This is a genomic window from Burkholderia sp. JP2-270 (genome assembly GCF_003233675.1).
In the GTDB taxonomy this organism is placed as follows: domain Bacteria; phylum Pseudomonadota; class Gammaproteobacteria; order Burkholderiales; family Burkholderiaceae; genus Burkholderia; species Burkholderia pyrrocinia_C.
Window position 1 is genome coordinate 1,248,498 of sequence record NZ_CP029825.1, and the last position, 15,094, is coordinate 1,263,591.

The 15,094-nt window shown below is 67.0% G+C and carries 17 protein-coding genes; 10 read left to right on the top strand and 7 right to left on the bottom strand.

The window, feature by feature from the left end:
• Window positions 1–87 precede the first annotated feature (87 nt).
• The 3 genes from DM992_RS23525 (at window position 88) to denD (ending at window position 3,259) form a co-directional block, all read left to right on the top strand.
• A complete protein-coding gene (locus DM992_RS23525) occupies window positions 88–1,413 on the top strand; it encodes an MFS transporter (protein WP_111018858.1) in 1,326 nt (441 codons plus the stop codon).
• A 68-nt stretch (window positions 1,414–1,481) separates the two neighbouring features.
• Window positions 1,482–2,258: a 2-oxo-tetronate isomerase gene (otnI, locus tag DM992_RS23530; RefSeq protein ID WP_111018859.1), complete on the top strand. Its 777-nt coding sequence runs from the start codon at window positions 1,482–1,484 to the stop codon at window positions 2,256–2,258.
• A gap of 29 nt (window positions 2,259–2,287) precedes the next feature.
• Window positions 2,288–3,259 (top strand): D-erythronate dehydrogenase, encoded by a 972-nt coding sequence (denD, locus tag DM992_RS23535; protein WP_111018860.1) that lies wholly within the window; start codon window positions 2,288–2,290, stop codon window positions 3,257–3,259.
• Between the two features lie 68 nt (window positions 3,260–3,327).
• On the opposite strand, the gene DM992_RS23540 is transcribed toward denD, so the two are convergent.
• From DM992_RS23540 to DM992_RS23550, 3 genes are read right to left on the bottom strand one after another with little or no spacing between them, the layout of a single operon-like run.
• Window positions 3,328–4,416, bottom strand: coding sequence for a lysylphosphatidylglycerol synthase domain-containing protein (locus DM992_RS23540; RefSeq protein WP_111018861.1), 1,089 nt, complete (start codon window positions 4,414–4,416; stop codon window positions 3,328–3,330).
• Window positions 4,413–5,582, bottom strand: coding sequence for a bacteriohopanetetrol glucosamine biosynthesis glycosyltransferase HpnI (hpnI, locus tag DM992_RS23545; protein WP_111018862.1), 1,170 nt, complete (start codon window positions 5,580–5,582; stop codon window positions 4,413–4,415). The genes DM992_RS23540 and hpnI overlap by 4 nt, the downstream gene beginning before the upstream one ends.
• 51 nt (window positions 5,583–5,633) lie before the next feature.
• On the bottom strand, window positions 5,634–5,984 hold the full coding sequence (locus DM992_RS23550) for a hypothetical protein (RefSeq protein ID WP_111018863.1): 351 nt from the start codon (window positions 5,982–5,984) through the stop codon (window positions 5,634–5,636).
• 278 nt (window positions 5,985–6,262) lie between these two features.
• On the opposite strand from DM992_RS23550, the gene DM992_RS23555 reads away from it, so the two are divergent.
• The 3 genes from DM992_RS23555 to DM992_RS23565 all read left to right on the top strand — a co-directional run bounded on the left by DM992_RS23555 (window position 6,263) and on the right by DM992_RS23565 (window position 8,979).
• Entirely contained in the window at window positions 6,263–6,922 is a 660-nt protein-coding gene (locus DM992_RS23555) for a response regulator (RefSeq protein WP_111018864.1), read from the top strand.
• Window positions 6,919–8,382, top strand: coding sequence for an ATP-binding protein (locus DM992_RS23560; protein ID WP_111018865.1), 1,464 nt, complete (start codon window positions 6,919–6,921; stop codon window positions 8,380–8,382). The genes DM992_RS23555 and DM992_RS23560 overlap by 4 nt, the downstream gene beginning before the upstream one ends.
• A 69-nt stretch (window positions 8,383–8,451) precedes the next feature.
• On the top strand, window positions 8,452–8,979 hold the full coding sequence (locus DM992_RS23565) for a cytochrome b (RefSeq protein WP_111018866.1): 528 nt from the start codon (window positions 8,452–8,454) through the stop codon (window positions 8,977–8,979).
• A gap of 266 nt (window positions 8,980–9,245) precedes the next feature.
• On the opposite strand, the gene DM992_RS23570 is transcribed toward DM992_RS23565, so the two are convergent.
• Together DM992_RS23570 and DM992_RS23575 are read right to left on the bottom strand one after the other, a co-directional pair.
• Entirely contained in the window at window positions 9,246–9,521 is a 276-nt protein-coding gene (locus DM992_RS23570; protein WP_111020361.1) for a DUF4148 domain-containing protein, read from the bottom strand.
• A gap of 71 nt (window positions 9,522–9,592) precedes the next feature.
• Window positions 9,593–9,937 (bottom strand): DUF4148 domain-containing protein, encoded by a 345-nt coding sequence (locus DM992_RS23575; RefSeq protein WP_111018867.1) that lies wholly within the window; start codon window positions 9,935–9,937, stop codon window positions 9,593–9,595.
• 216 nt (window positions 9,938–10,153) lie between these two features.
• Between DM992_RS23575 and DM992_RS23580 the strand changes: the two genes are divergently transcribed.
• From DM992_RS23580 to DM992_RS23590, 3 genes are all read left to right on the top strand, one after another.
• The gene (locus DM992_RS23580; protein ID WP_111018868.1) at window positions 10,154–10,843 is read left to right on the top strand and encodes an aspartyl/asparaginyl beta-hydroxylase domain-containing protein; all 690 of its coding nucleotides are present in this window, start codon (window positions 10,154–10,156) and stop codon (window positions 10,841–10,843) included.
• 123 nt (window positions 10,844–10,966) lie between these two features.
• Window positions 10,967–11,236: a MoaD/ThiS family protein gene (locus tag DM992_RS23585; protein WP_111018869.1), complete on the top strand. Its 270-nt coding sequence runs from the start codon at window positions 10,967–10,969 to the stop codon at window positions 11,234–11,236.
• A gap of 39 nt (window positions 11,237–11,275) precedes the next feature.
• The gene (locus DM992_RS23590; RefSeq protein WP_111018870.1) at window positions 11,276–12,424 is read left to right on the top strand and encodes an exo-alpha-sialidase; all 1,149 of its coding nucleotides are present in this window, start codon (window positions 11,276–11,278) and stop codon (window positions 12,422–12,424) included.
• Between the two features lie 44 nt (window positions 12,425–12,468).
• Here the strand turns inward: DM992_RS23590 and DM992_RS23595 are convergent, their stop codons facing one another.
• Window positions 12,469–13,431, bottom strand: coding sequence for a LysR substrate-binding domain-containing protein (locus DM992_RS23595; protein ID WP_111018871.1), 963 nt, complete (start codon window positions 13,429–13,431; stop codon window positions 12,469–12,471).
• A 147-nt stretch (window positions 13,432–13,578) separates the two neighbouring features.
• On the opposite strand from DM992_RS23595, the gene DM992_RS23600 reads away from it, so the two are divergent.
• Window positions 13,579–14,004 (top strand): PACE efflux transporter, encoded by a 426-nt coding sequence (locus tag DM992_RS23600; protein ID WP_111020362.1) that lies wholly within the window; start codon window positions 13,579–13,581, stop codon window positions 14,002–14,004.
• A 124-nt stretch (window positions 14,005–14,128) separates the two neighbouring features.
• On the opposite strand, the gene DM992_RS23605 is transcribed toward DM992_RS23600, so the two are convergent.
• Window positions 14,129–15,076, bottom strand: a complete 948-nt coding sequence (locus DM992_RS23605; RefSeq protein WP_034180834.1) for a choline ABC transporter substrate-binding protein — start codon at window positions 15,074–15,076, stop codon at window positions 14,129–14,131.
• Window positions 15,077–15,094: the final 18 nt, after the last annotated feature.

Below are 15,094 nucleotides of genomic sequence, written 5' to 3' on the forward strand. Positions count from 1 at the left end.
CCGTGTGCGCGGGCCCTTCCGTCAGCACACACATACGATCCGGCAGCCTACGCGCCGCCGGCACACGACATCCTTGGAGACACGACGATGACTGCTCTCGACGCGGCCGCAGGCCGCTCGCCCGCCGCGCCCGCCCATTCGGCCGAACTCGACCGCACCTACAAGAAAGTGTTCTGGCGCATCGTGCCGTTCCTGATGCTCTGCTACGTGGTCGCGTATCTCGACCGCGTGAACGTCGGCTTCGCGAAGCTGCAGATGTCGCAGGATCTTGCGTTCAGCGAAACCGTGTTCGGCCTCGGCGCGGGCATCTTCTTCCTCGGCTACTTTCTGTTCGAACTGCCAAGCAACCTGCTGATGCACCGTCTCGGCGCGCGCATCTGGATTGCGCGGATCATGATCACGTGGGGCCTGCTGTCCGCGTTGTTCGCGTTCGTGAAGACGCCGACGCAGTTCTACGTGCTGCGCTTCCTGCTCGGCCTCGCGGAAGCCGGCTTCTATCCCGGCGTGATCCTGTACCTCACGTACTGGTTCCCGTCGCACCGCCGCGCGAAGATCATCGCGGTGTTCATGTCCGCGATCCCCGTGTCGGGCATCTTCGGCAATCCGCTGTCGGGCTGGATCATGGAGCGCTTCCACGGCGGCTCGGGCTTCCACGGCTGGCAGTGGATGTTCATGATCGAAGCCGTGCCGGCCGTGCTCGTCGGCATCGCGACGATCCTGTATCTCGACAACAGCATCCGCGGCGCGAAGTGGCTCGACGAGCGCGAGAAGCAGCTCCTCGAAGACGAAATCGCCGCGCAGCCGCAGGAACAGCAGAAGCACGGCCATTCGCTGAAGGCCGTGTTCTCGGACCCGCGCATGTGGTGGATGTCGCTGATCTACTTCGCGTTCGTCACGGGCCAGTACGGCCTCACGTTCTGGATGCCGACGCTCGTGAAATCAACCGGCATCACCGATACGCTCCAGATCGGCCTGCTGTCCGCGATCCCGTTCGTCGTCGCGATCGTCGTGATGAACCTGTTCGGCCACAGCGCGGACAAGCGCCGCGAACGCCGCTGGCACCTGATCGTGCCGGCGCTGATGGGCGCGGCCGGGTTTGCGGTCGCCGCGTCGTACTCGCACAATACGGTGGTGTCGATCGTGTTCCTGTCGCTCGCGGCAGGCGGCGTGCTGACCTGCGCACCGTTGTTCTGGTCGCTGCCGACCGCGTTCCTCGCGGGCTCCGCGGCCGCTGCCGGGATCGCGATCATCAACTCGGTCGGCAACCTCGCCGGGTTTGCGAGCCCTTACGTGATCGGCTACCTGAAGGACGTCACGCACAGCACGTCGTCCGGCATGTATGTGCTGGCTGCCATGCTCGTGATCGGCGCGATCGCCGTGTGGCTCACGCCCGCGAAACTCGTGAACCGCTGATCCGCTGAATTGCCATTCGACGCGGGGCGACGTATGCCCCGCCCCATTCGTTCACAGGACCCGCTGCCATGCCACGCTTCGCCGCCAACCTCTCGATGATGTACAACGAGCACGCGTTTCTCGAACGCTTCGCCGCTGCCGCCTACGACGGCTTCAAGGCCGTCGAGTACCTGTTCCCGTACGACTTCGCCGCCGAGGACATCCGTGCTCGCCTCGACTCGCACAACCTCGAACAGGCGCTGTTCAACGCGCCGCCGGGCGACTGGGCCGCGGGCGAACGCGGCATCGCGTCGCTGCCGGGCCGCGAGGACGAGTTCCGGCGCGGCATCGACCAGGCGCTCGACTATGCGCGCGTGCTCGGCAACAAGAAGCTGCACGTGATGGCCGGCATGGTCGCGCCGGGCGCCGACCGCACGCGCCATCGCGACACCTACCTGTCGAACCTGCGGCATGCGGCGCAGGCCGCCGCCGCGCGCGGCGTCACGATCCTGATCGAGCCGATCAACCAGCGCGACATGCCCGGCTATTTCCTGAGCCGCCAGGACGACGCGCAGGCGATCTGCGCGGAAGTCGGCGCGCCGAACCTGAAGGTGCAGTTCGACTGCTACCACTGCCAGATCGTCGAAGGCGATCTCGCGATGAAGCTCAAGCGCGACTTCGCGGGCATCGGCCACATCCAGATCGCGGGCGTGCCCGAGCGCCACGAGCCGGATCTCGGCGAACTCAACTACCCGTATCTGTTCGAGTTGATCGACGCGCTCGGCTACGACGGCTGGATCGGCTGCGAATACCGCCCGAAGGCCGGCACATCGGCCGGCCTCGGCTGGCTCAAGCCTTACCTGTAATTCAAGCGTTCCCAAGAGGGCAAACGAACATGAAAGTACTGATCACCGGCGGCGCCGGCTTTCTCGGCCAGCGCCTCGCGCGCAAGCTGCTCGAACGCGGCGAACTGACCGGCCCCGACGGCCGGATCGGGAAGATCGACGAGCTGGTGCTGCTCGACGTCGTCAAGGGCAGCGATTTCGGCGATGCGCGCGTGACGTCGATCGTCGGCGACATCGCGGACCGCGCGGTGCTCGAAAGCGCGATCGACACGCAGACGGGTGCGATCTTCCACCTTGCGGCGATCGTCAGCGGGCAGGCCGAAGCCGATTTCGATCTCGGCATGCGGATCAACCTCGACGCATCGCGCACGCTGCTCGAAGTGTGCCGCGCGCGCGGCCACCAGCCGCGCGTCGTGTTCACGAGCTCCGTCGCGGTCTACGGCGGCGCGCTGCCCGACATCGTGCAGGACGACACCGCGCTGAACCCGCAATCGTCGTACGGCGCCGAGAAGGCGATCGCCGAACTGCTGCTGTGCGACTACGCGCGCCGCGGCTTCGTCGACGGCCGCGTGCTGCGGCTGCCGACGATCAGCGTGCGGCCCGGCCGCCCGAACGCGGCTGCGTCGTCGTTCGCGAGCGGCATCATCCGCGAGCCGCTGAACGGCGAGGAAAGCGTGTGCCCGGTGCCGGGTTCGACGCGGCTGTGGCTGCTGTCGCCGCGCGGCGCGATCGAGGCGCTCGTCGCGGGCTGCGAGATCGACAGCGCGAAGCTCGGCAACAAGCGCGTGATCAACCTGCCCGGCCTGTCGGTGTCGGTCGACGAGATGATCGAAGCGCTGCGCGAAGTCGCGGGCGACGACGTCGTGAAGCTGATCCGCCATGCGCCCGACGAGCGGGTCGAGAAGATCGTCGGCAGCTGGCCGGGCCGCTGGGACACGGCGCGCGCGGAAGCACTCGGGCTGAAGGGCGACACGTCGTTCGCGGACGTGATCCGCAGCCATATCGCCGACGAACGGCGCTGATTCACGCACCGCGTCGCGTCGTCCGATACGTGCTCGCCCGGGCACGCACACATCGTCGTCGGGCCGCGTCAGCGCGGCCTGGCGGATTCCCCGATGCTCGGCGACGCGCGCTTCGTGCCGCCCTGCCGGTTCGCCGAACCGGCCGTCCACTGCCATGCCAGCAAGCCCGGCAGATAGAACAGCAGATCGCGCACGCGGCGGGCGCCGGCCAGCGCGAGACAGGTCGGCGCGTCGAACCCGAGCAGCCCGCCGATCAGCACGAACCCGCCCTCCTGCACGCCCAAACCACCCGGCATCACGAACGCGATGCTGCTCACGAGCTGGATCAATGCCTCGATCGCGAGCGCCTGCGCAAAGGTCGGATCGGCGCCGAGGAAGTAAAGCGCGAGCCAGATTTCCAGCGCATAGCCCGCAAACTGCAGCGTCTGCCATATCCCCAGATAGCGCACGACGATGCCGGTCTTTCTCCAGATCATCCGGATCGACTGATCGGTGCGTGCCGATTCGCCGACCAGCGCAACCACCTTGCCGCTCGTGATCCGGTCGACCGCGCGCATCGCGCGCTCGAACGGCCGCGCATGCTGCACCAGCGCGAACAGCAGCAGCACCGGCACCAGCGCGGCCATGCCGATGGCGAGGTGCGCGGCCACCTGCGCAGCGTCGGACGATACGTGTTCGAGCACGTAGCCGATCGCGATCAGCGCGAACACCAGCTGGCTGATCAGCGTGAGCTGCATGTCGGCGACGAGGCTGGCCACGATGGTCGCCGGCCGCACGCCCGCCTGCCGCAGCAGCCCGAACGACACGATCTCGCCGCCGATCCGCGCGACCGGCAACAGGCCGTTGATCGATTCGCGGATCCACACGAGCTTCAGCATCGTCGCGAACGACGGGCGGCGCGGGCCGCGGATCAGCATCCGCCAGTCCCACGCATTCGCGAGCATCGGCAGGACGTGGGCCAGCGCGGCGACGAGCAGCCCGGCGCCGGCGATCCGCAACCGGTGCAGGATCTCCAGCGGATGCTCGCGCCAGATCAGCCACACGGCGAGCGCCAGCCCGGCCAGCGCCGCCGCGCGTCCTGCATGTCGCAGCCGTGCGTCGTGACGCGCGGACACGCGTTCCGCGTCGGCGTTGGCGGTGTTCGTCTCCGTCGTCATGATTCACCCGCCGGCGACAGCAAGCCTTCCCGGTCGACGCGAAAGCGCGTGCCGCGCCAGACGACGTGCGACGAGAAGAAGCTCGCCACGAAGACCATGAACTGCAGCAGATCGACGAACGGCAGCCAGAGGGCGCCGCGCAGGCCGGCGCCGGTCGCACGGCTCGTTTTCAGCATCAGCAGCGCCCGCGCGGCGAGCGCCGCGACCGTCAGCCAGCAGGCGGCCGGCGTACCGCCGGAAAACAGCACGGCCAGCAGCGCGAGCGGCACCGGGTGCATCAGCACCGACCCGGCATGACCGAACCGGTCCGCCGCGCGAATCGTGCAACTCCAGCGCAATTCGTGCGCATACAGCTTGGCGAACGTCTCTTCCACACAGGCATGCCCGACGACGAACGGCGGGATGACGACCTGTGCACCCGCCTGCCGCACCGCTTCGCCGAGCGCGTGATCCTCGGCCAGGTGATGCGCGAAACGCGCAAGCCCGCCGATGCGTTCGAGCGTCGCGCGCGTGATCGCAATCGTCTGTCCAAAGCATGGCCGTGCACGCCCGATGAAAAGCCCGGTAATCACGCCGGGCAGGAAATGGTAATTCGTCATCGCGACGGCGACGCCAGGCCAGAAGCCCGGCGACGCGACACCGCGATACACGCTCGTCACGATACCGACTTCCGGCTGCTGTAGCGCGCCGACGACCGCACGCAGATAATCGCGCTCGACCAGCACGTCGCTGTCGGCAAGACAAAGCACCGAATGCTCCGCATGTTCGAGCATGTTGACGAGATTCGCGACCTTGCGGTTCGGCCCGTACAGCCGCGCATCGGCGACGACCTTGATGTTCGCGTCCGGATAGCGCTCCCGCAGCGTCTCGACGGCCGCGAGCGCCGCGTCGCCCGCATCGTGCACGCCGAACAGATGCTGAACCGGCCCCGGATAATCCTGCACGAAGTAGCTTTCGAGATGCTGTACGAGATGCCATTCGTCGCCGTGCAGCGGCTTCGCGACGGTAACGCCCGGATAATCGCGCGGCACCGCCGCCGCCCGGGAAAAGAACCTGCCGACCAGCACGCTGGCCGTGACCGTGTAGCCAATGCCCAGCAACGCGCCCAGCCCGCAGACGATCGACAGTGCCCCGGCCAGCGCGTGCAGCACATGCAGCAAAACCATGCTTCTCCCCAGTGGTGACCCGTACGACCGCAACCGGCCGCGCACGCGGGATCACCCGAGCGCGCTGCCGTATCGATTCCCGTTTAGCCGGACATGAAGGACGACCAACCGACGGTACGCGCAATCAGATGACACAACTACCGTGCGGCGATCGATTCCGGTCACGCGCACGTATCCGCACGCGACTGCGGCCCTGAACGCCGCATCGGCAAGCTTGCGGGCCGTAAGGATCGCGGTCGCGACCGCGACGACGGTCCACACGCGAAATGTCATCGTCGTGAAAAACGCCTCGGGTACGCGCAATGCAAGCAGCGAAACCAGCACGAAACACTGAACGAACATGCCGGCGAGCGCGGCGATCAGCAGGTGGGCGCGCCATCGCTCGATCGTCGAGGGTGCCATGAAGAATGAACCTCCCGTGCGGGCGACCCCGATCGATCTGAAATCAAACTGAAGGGTCGCGGATTCGTGGGTCGCTGCGTTCGGTCCGTGCCGGACGCCGCAAACCCGGGGTCGGGGTCAGGGGGAGAAATGTCGAGGCCGATAGTAGCGGGAATGCCGGCCGCAAACCTTAAGCGTTCTTCAGAATCGGGCGATGTTTGAGATCGCTCAATTACAATCGGTTGCCTGGCACGCACAGTCGGGCTCGTACAATCGCAACACCTGCACGCGAATCGACCATGCGACTCCTCCTTGTTGAAGACGACGACCTGATCGGCAGCGGCCTCGAAATCAGCCTGAGCCAGGCCGGCTATCACGTCGACTGGCTGCGCGACGGCCACGCAGCCGCCGCGGCGCTCGCGACGACGCGCTTCGCGCTCGTCGTGCTCGATCTCGGCCTGCCCGGCAAATCGGGAACGGAACTGCTGCGTGCGTTGCGCGATGCGGGCGATACGGTGCCGGTACTGGTGCTGACCGCGCGCGGCACCGTGGCCGACCGCGTGCGCGGCCTCGACGACGGCGCCGACGACTATCTCGCGAAGCCGTTCGAGCTGTCCGAGGTGCTCGCCCGCTGTCGCGCGCTCGTACGACGCTCGCAGGGCCGCGCCGGCGACGAGATCGTATGGCGCGACATCACGATCGACCTGACCACTCACACGGTGACACGCGATGCATCGCGCATCGCGCTCACCGCACGCGAATGGGCGATCCTGGTTCAGCTCGTCAGCCACCCGGGCAGCCCCCAGTCGCGAGCGCGTCTCGAGGACGGCCTGTACGGCTGGCAGGAAGGCATCGAAAGCAATGCGATCGAGGTCCATATCTCGAACCTGCGCAAGAAGCTCGGCGCGGAATTGATCCGCACCGTCCGGGGCATCGGCTACGTCGTCGACGCGCCATGATCTCGCGGTCGATACGACGCCGCGTGTCGGCGATGGCGTTCGGCTGCGTGACCGTCGTCTGGATCGTCGCCGTGTTCGGCAGCTTCCGGCACGCCACACGCGAGATCGGCGAATGGGAAGACGCGCGCCTCGTCGAATATGCGTCGCTGCTCGTCGGTCTGTCGCCGGCCGACCTCGCCCGCCTCGCCCGCTTTCCGCCCGACGCGCGCGTCGAACTGGCGCACGGCGATTCGGGACCGGGCCCCGACAACGACGGCGATCGCCTGCCGCGCGACATGCTGTTCGAGGTGCGCGACGCGCAGGGCAGCGTCGTCGCATCGAACCTGCCGGCCGACGCCGCCGGCCTGCCCGATGCACGCGAACCGCGCGGTGCCCCTCGGACGATCGTCATCGGCGACACGCAATGGCGCACGCACACGCTGCGCGACAACGCGTCGGGGCGATGGATACGCGTGATGGAAACGCTCAACACGCGCAGCGACCTGGCGACTGGCATCGCACGCGGCATCGTCCTGCCGCTTATCGTCGCGCTCCCGGTGCTGGCGCTCCTCCTCTGGTATCTGATCGGACGCAGTCTCGCGCCGTTGAAGACGCTGTCGACGCTGATCGGCGCGCGCGATGCGCGATCGCTCGAACCGCTCGGCATCGCCACCGTGCCGGAGGAAGTGCGCACGCTGGTCGACGCGATCGACCGCCTGCTGGCGAGGCTGCGGCAATCGATCGTGCGCGAGCGCGCGTTCACGTCCGACGCGGCGCACGAGCTCAAGACGCCGCTGGCCGCGATCAAGGTTCAGGCCCAGGTCGCGATCGCGACCGACGATCCTGCGCGCAAGCAGCTGGCGATGCAGCGCGTCGTGCAAGGCGTCGACCGCAGCGCGCGTCTCGCCGAACAGTTGCTGCTGCTCGCGCGGCTCGACGAATACGAACGCATTCCGACGCGCGCCGTCGTCGTCCGCGAACTCGTCGACGCCGCCGTCGATCGCCATCTCGCGAAGGCGTCGGACAAGGCCATCGACATCGTGACCGGCGACGTGTCAGGACGCGCGATCGAGGCAGATCCGATCCTGATCGGCATCCTGCTCGACAATCTCGTCGACAACGCGATCAAGTACGGCCGCCGCGGTGGCCGCGTCGAGCTCGGCGTGCACGACGACGGCGCCATGCAACGCATCGTCGTGCGCGACGACGGGCCAGGCGTCGCTCCCGGCGAGCACGAACGGCTCGGCGATCGCTTCTATCGCGGCAGCGGCACGCAATCGCCCGGCAGCGGGCTCGGGCTGTCGATCGTCACGCGCATCGCGCAATACTTCGGCGGCACCGTGCAGTTCGAGCCTGGCATCGGCAACCAAGGCCTCGGCGTCGTGGTCGCGCTGCCGTCGGCGAACGCGGCCGGATCGATGCCGCACAGTGCGCCGGCCGACGAACACGACGAGCGGTCGCGTGCGATGCCGGGTGCTTAACGTTTCGTTAAGGATTCGCCCGTAGAATTCGCCGATATACACGATTCCCGCCATTCGTCAGGAGTTTTCATGCCCATGCCCGCCCGATATGACTCAGTTGCCCGCTTTCTTCACTGGCTGATCGTGACGCTGGTCGTCGCGCAATATGCGATCGGCTGGACGATGCCCGACGTGCATCGCGATACGCAACCGATCGGCCTGATCGCCGCGCACCTGATCGTGGGTACCGCGTTGCTCGCGGCAATGGCTTGCCGCGTGCTGTGGCGCGCGACGCATCGCCCGCCCGCGAGCGACCTGTCGCCCGCGATGCGCGCGATGTCCGGCGTGACGCATTTCGCGCTATACGCACTGCTGATCGCGGTGCCGCTGCTCGGCTGGATCAACGCGTCTTCGCGCGCCTGGGCCGTGACGCTGGTCGGTGTCGTCCCGCTGCCGGCGCTGTCGGCAGTCGGCTCCGGATTCGGTCACGCGATGGGCGACGTGCACGGCATCCTCGCATGGGTACTGTTTGCCGGCATTTGCCTGCACGTGGCAGCCGCGCTGGCGCACCGCTTCGTGCTGCGCGATCAGGTCGTGCAGCGCATGATGCCGTGGTGATAGCCTCCCCCTGTTTCAGCGCGCCATCGCCGGCATGAACCGGATTGTTCCGGTTCTCGATATCGTCTGCATTCCTGCTCATCGTCCGATAAACCTGCCCGCCCACCGGGATCGGTTGGCGAGATGATCGCGACGCCGCGCGAAGCGGCGTGCGATGAGCGGCATGGCAGCCGGCGCCCTTCGGCCACGTCGAGCGGCGCGACGGGCACGCGGATTGCCGTACCGCGAACACGACGGCCAGAAGCCACACGCGTACATATCGACACCTAGTTGCTGGTTTGAGCCGGCATACCGGGGGCCGGCGCATGCATGGCGGCAGCCGCCTGCCGGGCCCGATCCTGCTCGGCGAGCTTCGCTTCCGCGGCCTGGATATCCGCCGGATACTCGCCGTCGTCGCCCTTCGCCGGGTCGTACCCGGCCGCTTCCAGGCGCATCAGCTCGTCGCGCACCTGTGCGCGCGTCAGCGGCGCCGCCGATTGCGCGAATGCCGACTGACCGACGATCATTCCGATCATCGTCAGCACTGCGATATATGTTTTCATCATCAACTCCTTCAATGTTCCGTATCGATCAACCGTTGTGAATGCCGAACCTGAGGATGCAGGCCGGTTTGTCAGCTTCCGAAATAGATCGTGCAGAAGCTCGCGGGGCCGACGCATGCGGCCGGACGTTGGCGCGGCGACATCGCCGCCGGCTTGCCGGCTTCCGATGAAACGGCCGGATCGCTGCCGACCGCCGTGCTGGCCTGATGCTGCGGCATCTGTTCGACCTGCCGCTGGTAGATCGGGCTCACGTCCGGATACGACGTATCGGTCACGAAGCGCAGCCCGTTGTTTTCGGCGTCGATCAGTTGCTGCCTGACCTGCGCGCGCGTGAGCTCCTGTGCCGACGCTTGCGTCGCGACACCCGCGACAGACATCGCCACCACCGTGGCGGCCACCAGCCAATGCGTGTTCATGTTTCACTCCTTCAGAAGTCAACGAGACGATGTGCTACACCCGTATGACGACGGAGGAGGTTCGTTTATTCCCGCGCGTTGCGGCTCGGGCGGCTTGCGTCGGCCGGACATCGAACTGTCATTCTTTCGTCAGCCGGCGTAACCTGACGTAACGCAGCGCTCGTCGCGCTTCGGGCAGACTGACGCCACCTCATACGGATCGCCCATCGATCGACCATGTCCGTCGCTTACGACTATGCAGCCGGCTTGCTCCGCACGCTGTACGACCGCCATATCGACGGCGGCGCGGTGCTCGATACGGCCGCGTTCCCGGACGCCGAGCGTTTCACGCATGCGTGGCCGGCCATCCGCGCGGAAGCGCTCGCGGTAGCCTGCGACATGCCGCGTATCCCGCGCTTCCACGAAATCATGCGCGAGCAGTACGACATCTCGGCCAACGATGCGCGCGACTGGCGGATGTTCATCATGCAGGCGTATGGCCAACCGTTCCCGCGCAACCTGTCGCGCTGCCCGACCGTCGCGTCGATCGTCGCGACGTCGCCGGACGTGCTGTCCGCATCGTTGTCGTTCCTCGCGCCCGGCAAGCACATTCCGCCGCATCGCGGGCCGTTTCGCGGCATCCTGCGCGGCTATCTCGTGCTGTCGATGCCGAAGCGCGCGGACGGCACACCGGCCGCCGTTCTGAAAGTGGATGGCCGCGAATACCGGCTCGACGAAGGCCGCTTCCTGCTGTGGGACGACACGTTCATGCACGAGGCGTGGAACGACAGCGATGAAGTGCGGATCGTGCTGCTGCTCGATATCCGCCGGCGCGGGATGCCGCGTTTGCTCACGTGGCTGTCGAATGCGGTGATCGGCGTCGTGCGGCTCGGGATTCGGGTGCGGGGGCGGTCGATTCCGGTTTAGCGGCACACGGCCCGCGCACGCCGGACCAGCCGCATCCGTGCGACGCCATCCTGACTTTCAGCTTCCATCGGATCGCCTAAACTACAAACCGTCCCTTTCGCGCGGCTCCTGCCAGCCACTGCCATGGCGCATATCTTCTTCGCCGCTTCGATCCAGCGGCACGTCGAAACTCCGGAGCGCGAAATCGATGCACACACGCTCGGCGAAGCATTCGACACCGTTTTCAGCGAGCAGCCGCGACTGCGCGGCTACATCGTCGACGACCAGGGTGCACTGCGCAAGCATCTGTCGGTATTCATCGACGGCCAGCCGGTGCGCGACCGGCAACGCCTGTCCGATGCGCTCGGCGGCTCCAGTCGGGTTTATGTCGTGCAGGCGCTGACGGGCGGATAAAGGGACAGCCCCCAGTCAGGCCACCAGGAGACATCCAACATGAACGATCGCTTGCTCGTCGCCACCCGCAAGGGCCTGTTCGTTCTGCAGCCCGACGGCAACGGGGGCTGGACGCTCGGCGAACCGCATTTCGTCGGCGAACCGGTCAGCATGGCACTCGCCGACCCGCGCGACGGCACGCTGTACGCCGCGCTCAACCTCGGCCATTTCGGCGTGAAGCTGCATCGCAGGCGAGCGGGCGCCACCGACTGGGAAGAATGCGCAGTCCCCGTTTATCCGCCGCAGCCTGCCGACGAACCGCCCGCCAGTTCCAGCGCACCGGCAAGCACGGGCGACACGGACGACGAGCCCCCCGGCCCGCCCCAGCCGCCCTGGACGCTTCAGCAGATCTGGTCGCTCGAAGCCGGCGGCGCCGACGAGCCGGGCGTACTGTGGGCCGGCACGATACCCGGCGGGCTGTTCCGCTCCGACGATCACGGCGACTCGTGGGTGCTCAACCGCCCGCTGTGGGATCGCCCTGAACGCGCCGAGTGGGGCGGCGGCGGATACGACGCGCCGGGCATCCATTCGGTGATGGTCGATCCGCGCGACAGCCGGCACGTGACGGTCGGCATCTCGTGCGGCGGCGTCTGGCAGACCGTCGACGGCGGCGCGACCTGGCGCGTGACCGCCGACGGCATGGAAGCCGACTACATGCCGCCCGAGCGGCGCGGCGAGCCCAACATGCAGGATCCGCACCGCGTCGTGCAGTGCGCGGCCAACCCGGACGTGCTGTGGACGCAGCATCACTGCGCGATCTTCCGCTCGACCGACGGCGCCGAGCACTGGCGGCGGATCGAGGCGCAGCCTTCGAGCTTCGGCTTCGCGGTCGCCGTGCATCCGGACGAACCGGACACGGCGTGGTTCGTGCCGGCCGTGAAGGATGCCTGCCGGATTCCGGTGAACGGCCGGTTCGTCGTCACACGCACGCGCGACGGCGGCCGCAGTTTCGAGAGTCTGTCGAACGGGTTGCCGGCCGCGCCCGCGTACGACCTCGTGTACCGGCACGGGCTCGCGGTGGACGATTCCGGCACGCGCCTCGCGATGGCGTCGACGACCGGCGGGTTATGGACGTCCGGCGACGGCGGTGACAACTGGCAGATGGTGTCGGCGCATTTGCCGCCGGTGTATTGCGTCAGGTTCCGGTGACGGCGTAAGGAGGCAACCGGAGCCCGACACGTCCAGGTTCCCGGTCACTCGCCGGATCGCGCGTCGATATGCTCGTCGGCACGGCGGTCGCCCGGCGCGATCCGCGCAACCGCCGCGCGCGTGTGCGCGATTTCCGCTTCGAGCCAGTCGAGAAACCGCCTGACCTGCGGCTCGCGTTCCCGCCCGGGGCGGCACAGCGCGACGAAGCGTGCGCCGTCGAGCCGCACCGACGGCTCGATCGGCATCAGCGCGCCGCGCTCGACGTGCTCGGCGACCAGCACCGAGCTCAACAACGCGACGCCCTGCCCGAGCAATACGGCCTGCAACGCGTACTGCTCGTCGTCGTAATGACGGAACACCGCGCGTTCGAGCCACGCGTCGCGATCGGCCGCGCGACACCACGACGCCCAGTCGATCGACACCGGCAGCGGCGTATCCCACACGGTCTCGATCAAATCGAGACGCTCGTCCGAACGATGCGCATCGAACCCGGCAGCCGCGTACGCGCCGAAATACTCGTCGATCAGCGCAATCTCGTGCAGCGCCGGGAACGTGCGCGACGTCGCGCGAATCGCGAGATCGATCCGCGCGTCGCGTTCGAGATCGGCGAGCGCGTTGCCGGTTTCAACCTTGATGTTCAATTGCGGATCGACGCGGCGGAACCGGCCGAGGCGCGGAATCAGCCACATCGCGGCAAATGCGGGCGTGGTGGTCAGCACGAGCGTGCGCTCGTCGGCCGCTTCGGGCTGTACCGCGTCGAGCCCGCGGCTCAGCGCAAGCAATGCATCGTGACTCGCGCGAAACAGCCGCTCGCCCTCCGCCGTGAGCCTCACGCCGCTCGCGCCGCGCTCGAACAGCAGCACGCCGAGCCGGCTTTCGAGCGACTTGATCTGGTGCGACACGGCGGCCGGCGTCACGGATAGTTCGTCCGCGGCGGCCTTGAACGTGCCGAGCCGCGCCGACGACTCGAATACACGTAATGCGGTCAGGGGAATTTTCGAGAACACGGAGCCTCGCGGGCCGGATGCGGCCGGGTTGAATTCGATTCAATCGGGGTGAGATTAGGTGAATTGAAGCAGGCGTGCAACGCGGATAGCCTTGCGGAACGTCGCGGCACGGCGCCGCGGCGGTTGCCGTCGAACCGGAGAAACAACGTGCAAGGCCTACCGCGCAGGATCACGCAGGCGGTGCTCTACGAAGCGATCGCCATCTCCTGCATCTCACCCGCGATCGCGGCGATCTTCAAACAGGACCTCGTCTATTCGGGCGCGCTGTCGGCGACGATGTCGGCGATCGCGCTGCTGTGGAACATGATCTTCAACGCGCTGTTCGAGCGCTGGGAAGCGTCGCGCCGGCAGCCGGCGCGCACGCTCGGGCGGCGGATCCTGCACGCCACCGGATTCGAAGGCGGGCTGATCTTCATACTCGTGCCCGTGGTGTCGTGGTGGCTCGACATCTCGTGGTTCGACGCGTTCGTCGTCGATATCGGGCTGTTCGCGTTCTTCTTCTGCTACGCGTTCGTATTCCAGTGGGCGTTCGATCGCGTGTTCGACGTGCCGGCGACGACGAAGGGGGCGTGACCTTCATTCTCGCGCGCTGCTTCGCCACACCCAAAGCAACGCGGCCCGCCCGCACGATGCGGGAGGGCCGCGCTTCATCACGCCGGCGCGCCGCCTTCAGCAGGCGCGCCAGCCACGTCGACGCTCAATGCACGCCGAGATACGCCTTCACCGCCGGCAGCCCCGGCTTCCCGTCGAGCGTCGTCACGCCCGCGAGCCACTTGTCGAGCGCCTGCGGGTTCGCCTTCAGCCACGCGGCCGCCGCCTTGTTCGGGTCTTCCTTGTTCATGATCGGCATCATCACGTGGTTCTCGATCGTCGTCGTGAACTGCAGGTTCGACACGAACTTCGCGACGTTCGGGCAGCGCTGCGCGTAGTCGGGCGGCGTTGCCGTCAGCACCTTCGCCTCGCCGTAGTTCGGGCCGAACACGTCGTCGCCACCGCTCAGGTAGTCGATCTTCATCTGCACGTTCATCGGATGCGGTTCCCAGCCGAGGAACACGATCCACTGCTTGTCGCGGATCGCGCGGTTCACCTCGACCAGCATCCCCGCCTCGCTCGATTCGACCATCTTGAACTTGCCGAGGCCGAACTGGTTGCCGTCGATCATCTTCTTGATCAGCAGGTTGCCGTCGTTGCCCGGCTCGATCCCGTAGATCTTGCCGTTCAGCTTGTCCGCGTACTTCTGGATGTCCGCGAACGACTTCAGGCCGCCCTGGTACACGTAGTCGGGCACCGCGAGCGTGTATTTCGCGCCGGTCAGGTTCGGCGTCGACAGCACCTTGATCGTGCCTGCCTTCGTGAACGGCTGGATGATCGGGTCCATCGTCGGCGACCAGTAGCCGAGGAACACGTCGATCTGCTTGCTCTTGATCCCGGCAAACGTGATCGGCACCGATGCGATCGTCTTCGTCGGGCTGTAGCCGAGCCCCTGCAGCATCGTCGAAGCGAGGCCCGTGGTCGCCGCGATGTCGGACCAGCCGACGTCCGCGAAGCGCACGTTCTTGCATACGGGCGGATCGGCCGCATAAACGGCCGACATCGGCGCAGTTATCCCGATCCCGCACACCGCTGCGATCAATAGGCGCTTCATCTTGCTTCTCCTCAAAGT

Coding starts and splice junctions, on each gene's coding strand:
- denD (WP_111018860.1), top strand. CDS start 2,288: ATGAAAGTACTGATCACCGGCGGCGCCGGCTTTCTCGGCCAGCGCCTC.
- DM992_RS23580 (WP_111018868.1), top strand. CDS start 10,154: ATGTCCGTCGCTTACGACTATGCAGCCGGCTTGCTCCGCACGCTGTAC.
- DM992_RS23605 (WP_034180834.1), bottom strand. CDS start 15,076: ATGAAGCGCCTATTGATCGCAGCGGTGTGCGGGATCGGGATAACTGCG.
- DM992_RS23550 (WP_111018863.1), bottom strand. CDS start 5,984: ATGGCACCCTCGACGATCGAGCGATGGCGCGCCCACCTGCTGATCGCC.
- DM992_RS23540 (WP_111018861.1), bottom strand. CDS start 4,416: ATGACGACGGAGACGAACACCGCCAACGCCGACGCGGAACGCGTGTCC.
- DM992_RS23575 (WP_111018867.1), bottom strand. CDS start 9,937: ATGAACACGCATTGGCTGGTGGCCGCCACGGTGGTGGCGATGTCTGTC.
- DM992_RS23590 (WP_111018870.1), top strand. CDS start 11,276: ATGAACGATCGCTTGCTCGTCGCCACCCGCAAGGGCCTGTTCGTTCTG.
- DM992_RS23560 (WP_111018865.1), top strand. CDS start 6,919: ATGATCTCGCGGTCGATACGACGCCGCGTGTCGGCGATGGCGTTCGGC.
- DM992_RS23565 (WP_111018866.1), top strand. CDS start 8,452: ATGCCCATGCCCGCCCGATATGACTCAGTTGCCCGCTTTCTTCACTGG.
- DM992_RS23570 (WP_111020361.1), bottom strand. CDS start 9,521: ATGAAAACATATATCGCAGTGCTGACGATGATCGGAATGATCGTCGGT.
- hpnI (WP_111018862.1), bottom strand. CDS start 5,582: ATGGTTTTGCTGCATGTGCTGCACGCGCTGGCCGGGGCACTGTCGATC.
- DM992_RS23585 (WP_111018869.1), top strand. CDS start 10,967: ATGGCGCATATCTTCTTCGCCGCTTCGATCCAGCGGCACGTCGAAACT.
- otnI (WP_111018859.1), top strand. CDS start 1,482: ATGCCACGCTTCGCCGCCAACCTCTCGATGATGTACAACGAGCACGCG.
- DM992_RS23525 (WP_111018858.1), top strand. CDS start 88: ATGACTGCTCTCGACGCGGCCGCAGGCCGCTCGCCCGCCGCGCCCGCC.
- DM992_RS23555 (WP_111018864.1), top strand. CDS start 6,263: ATGCGACTCCTCCTTGTTGAAGACGACGACCTGATCGGCAGCGGCCTC.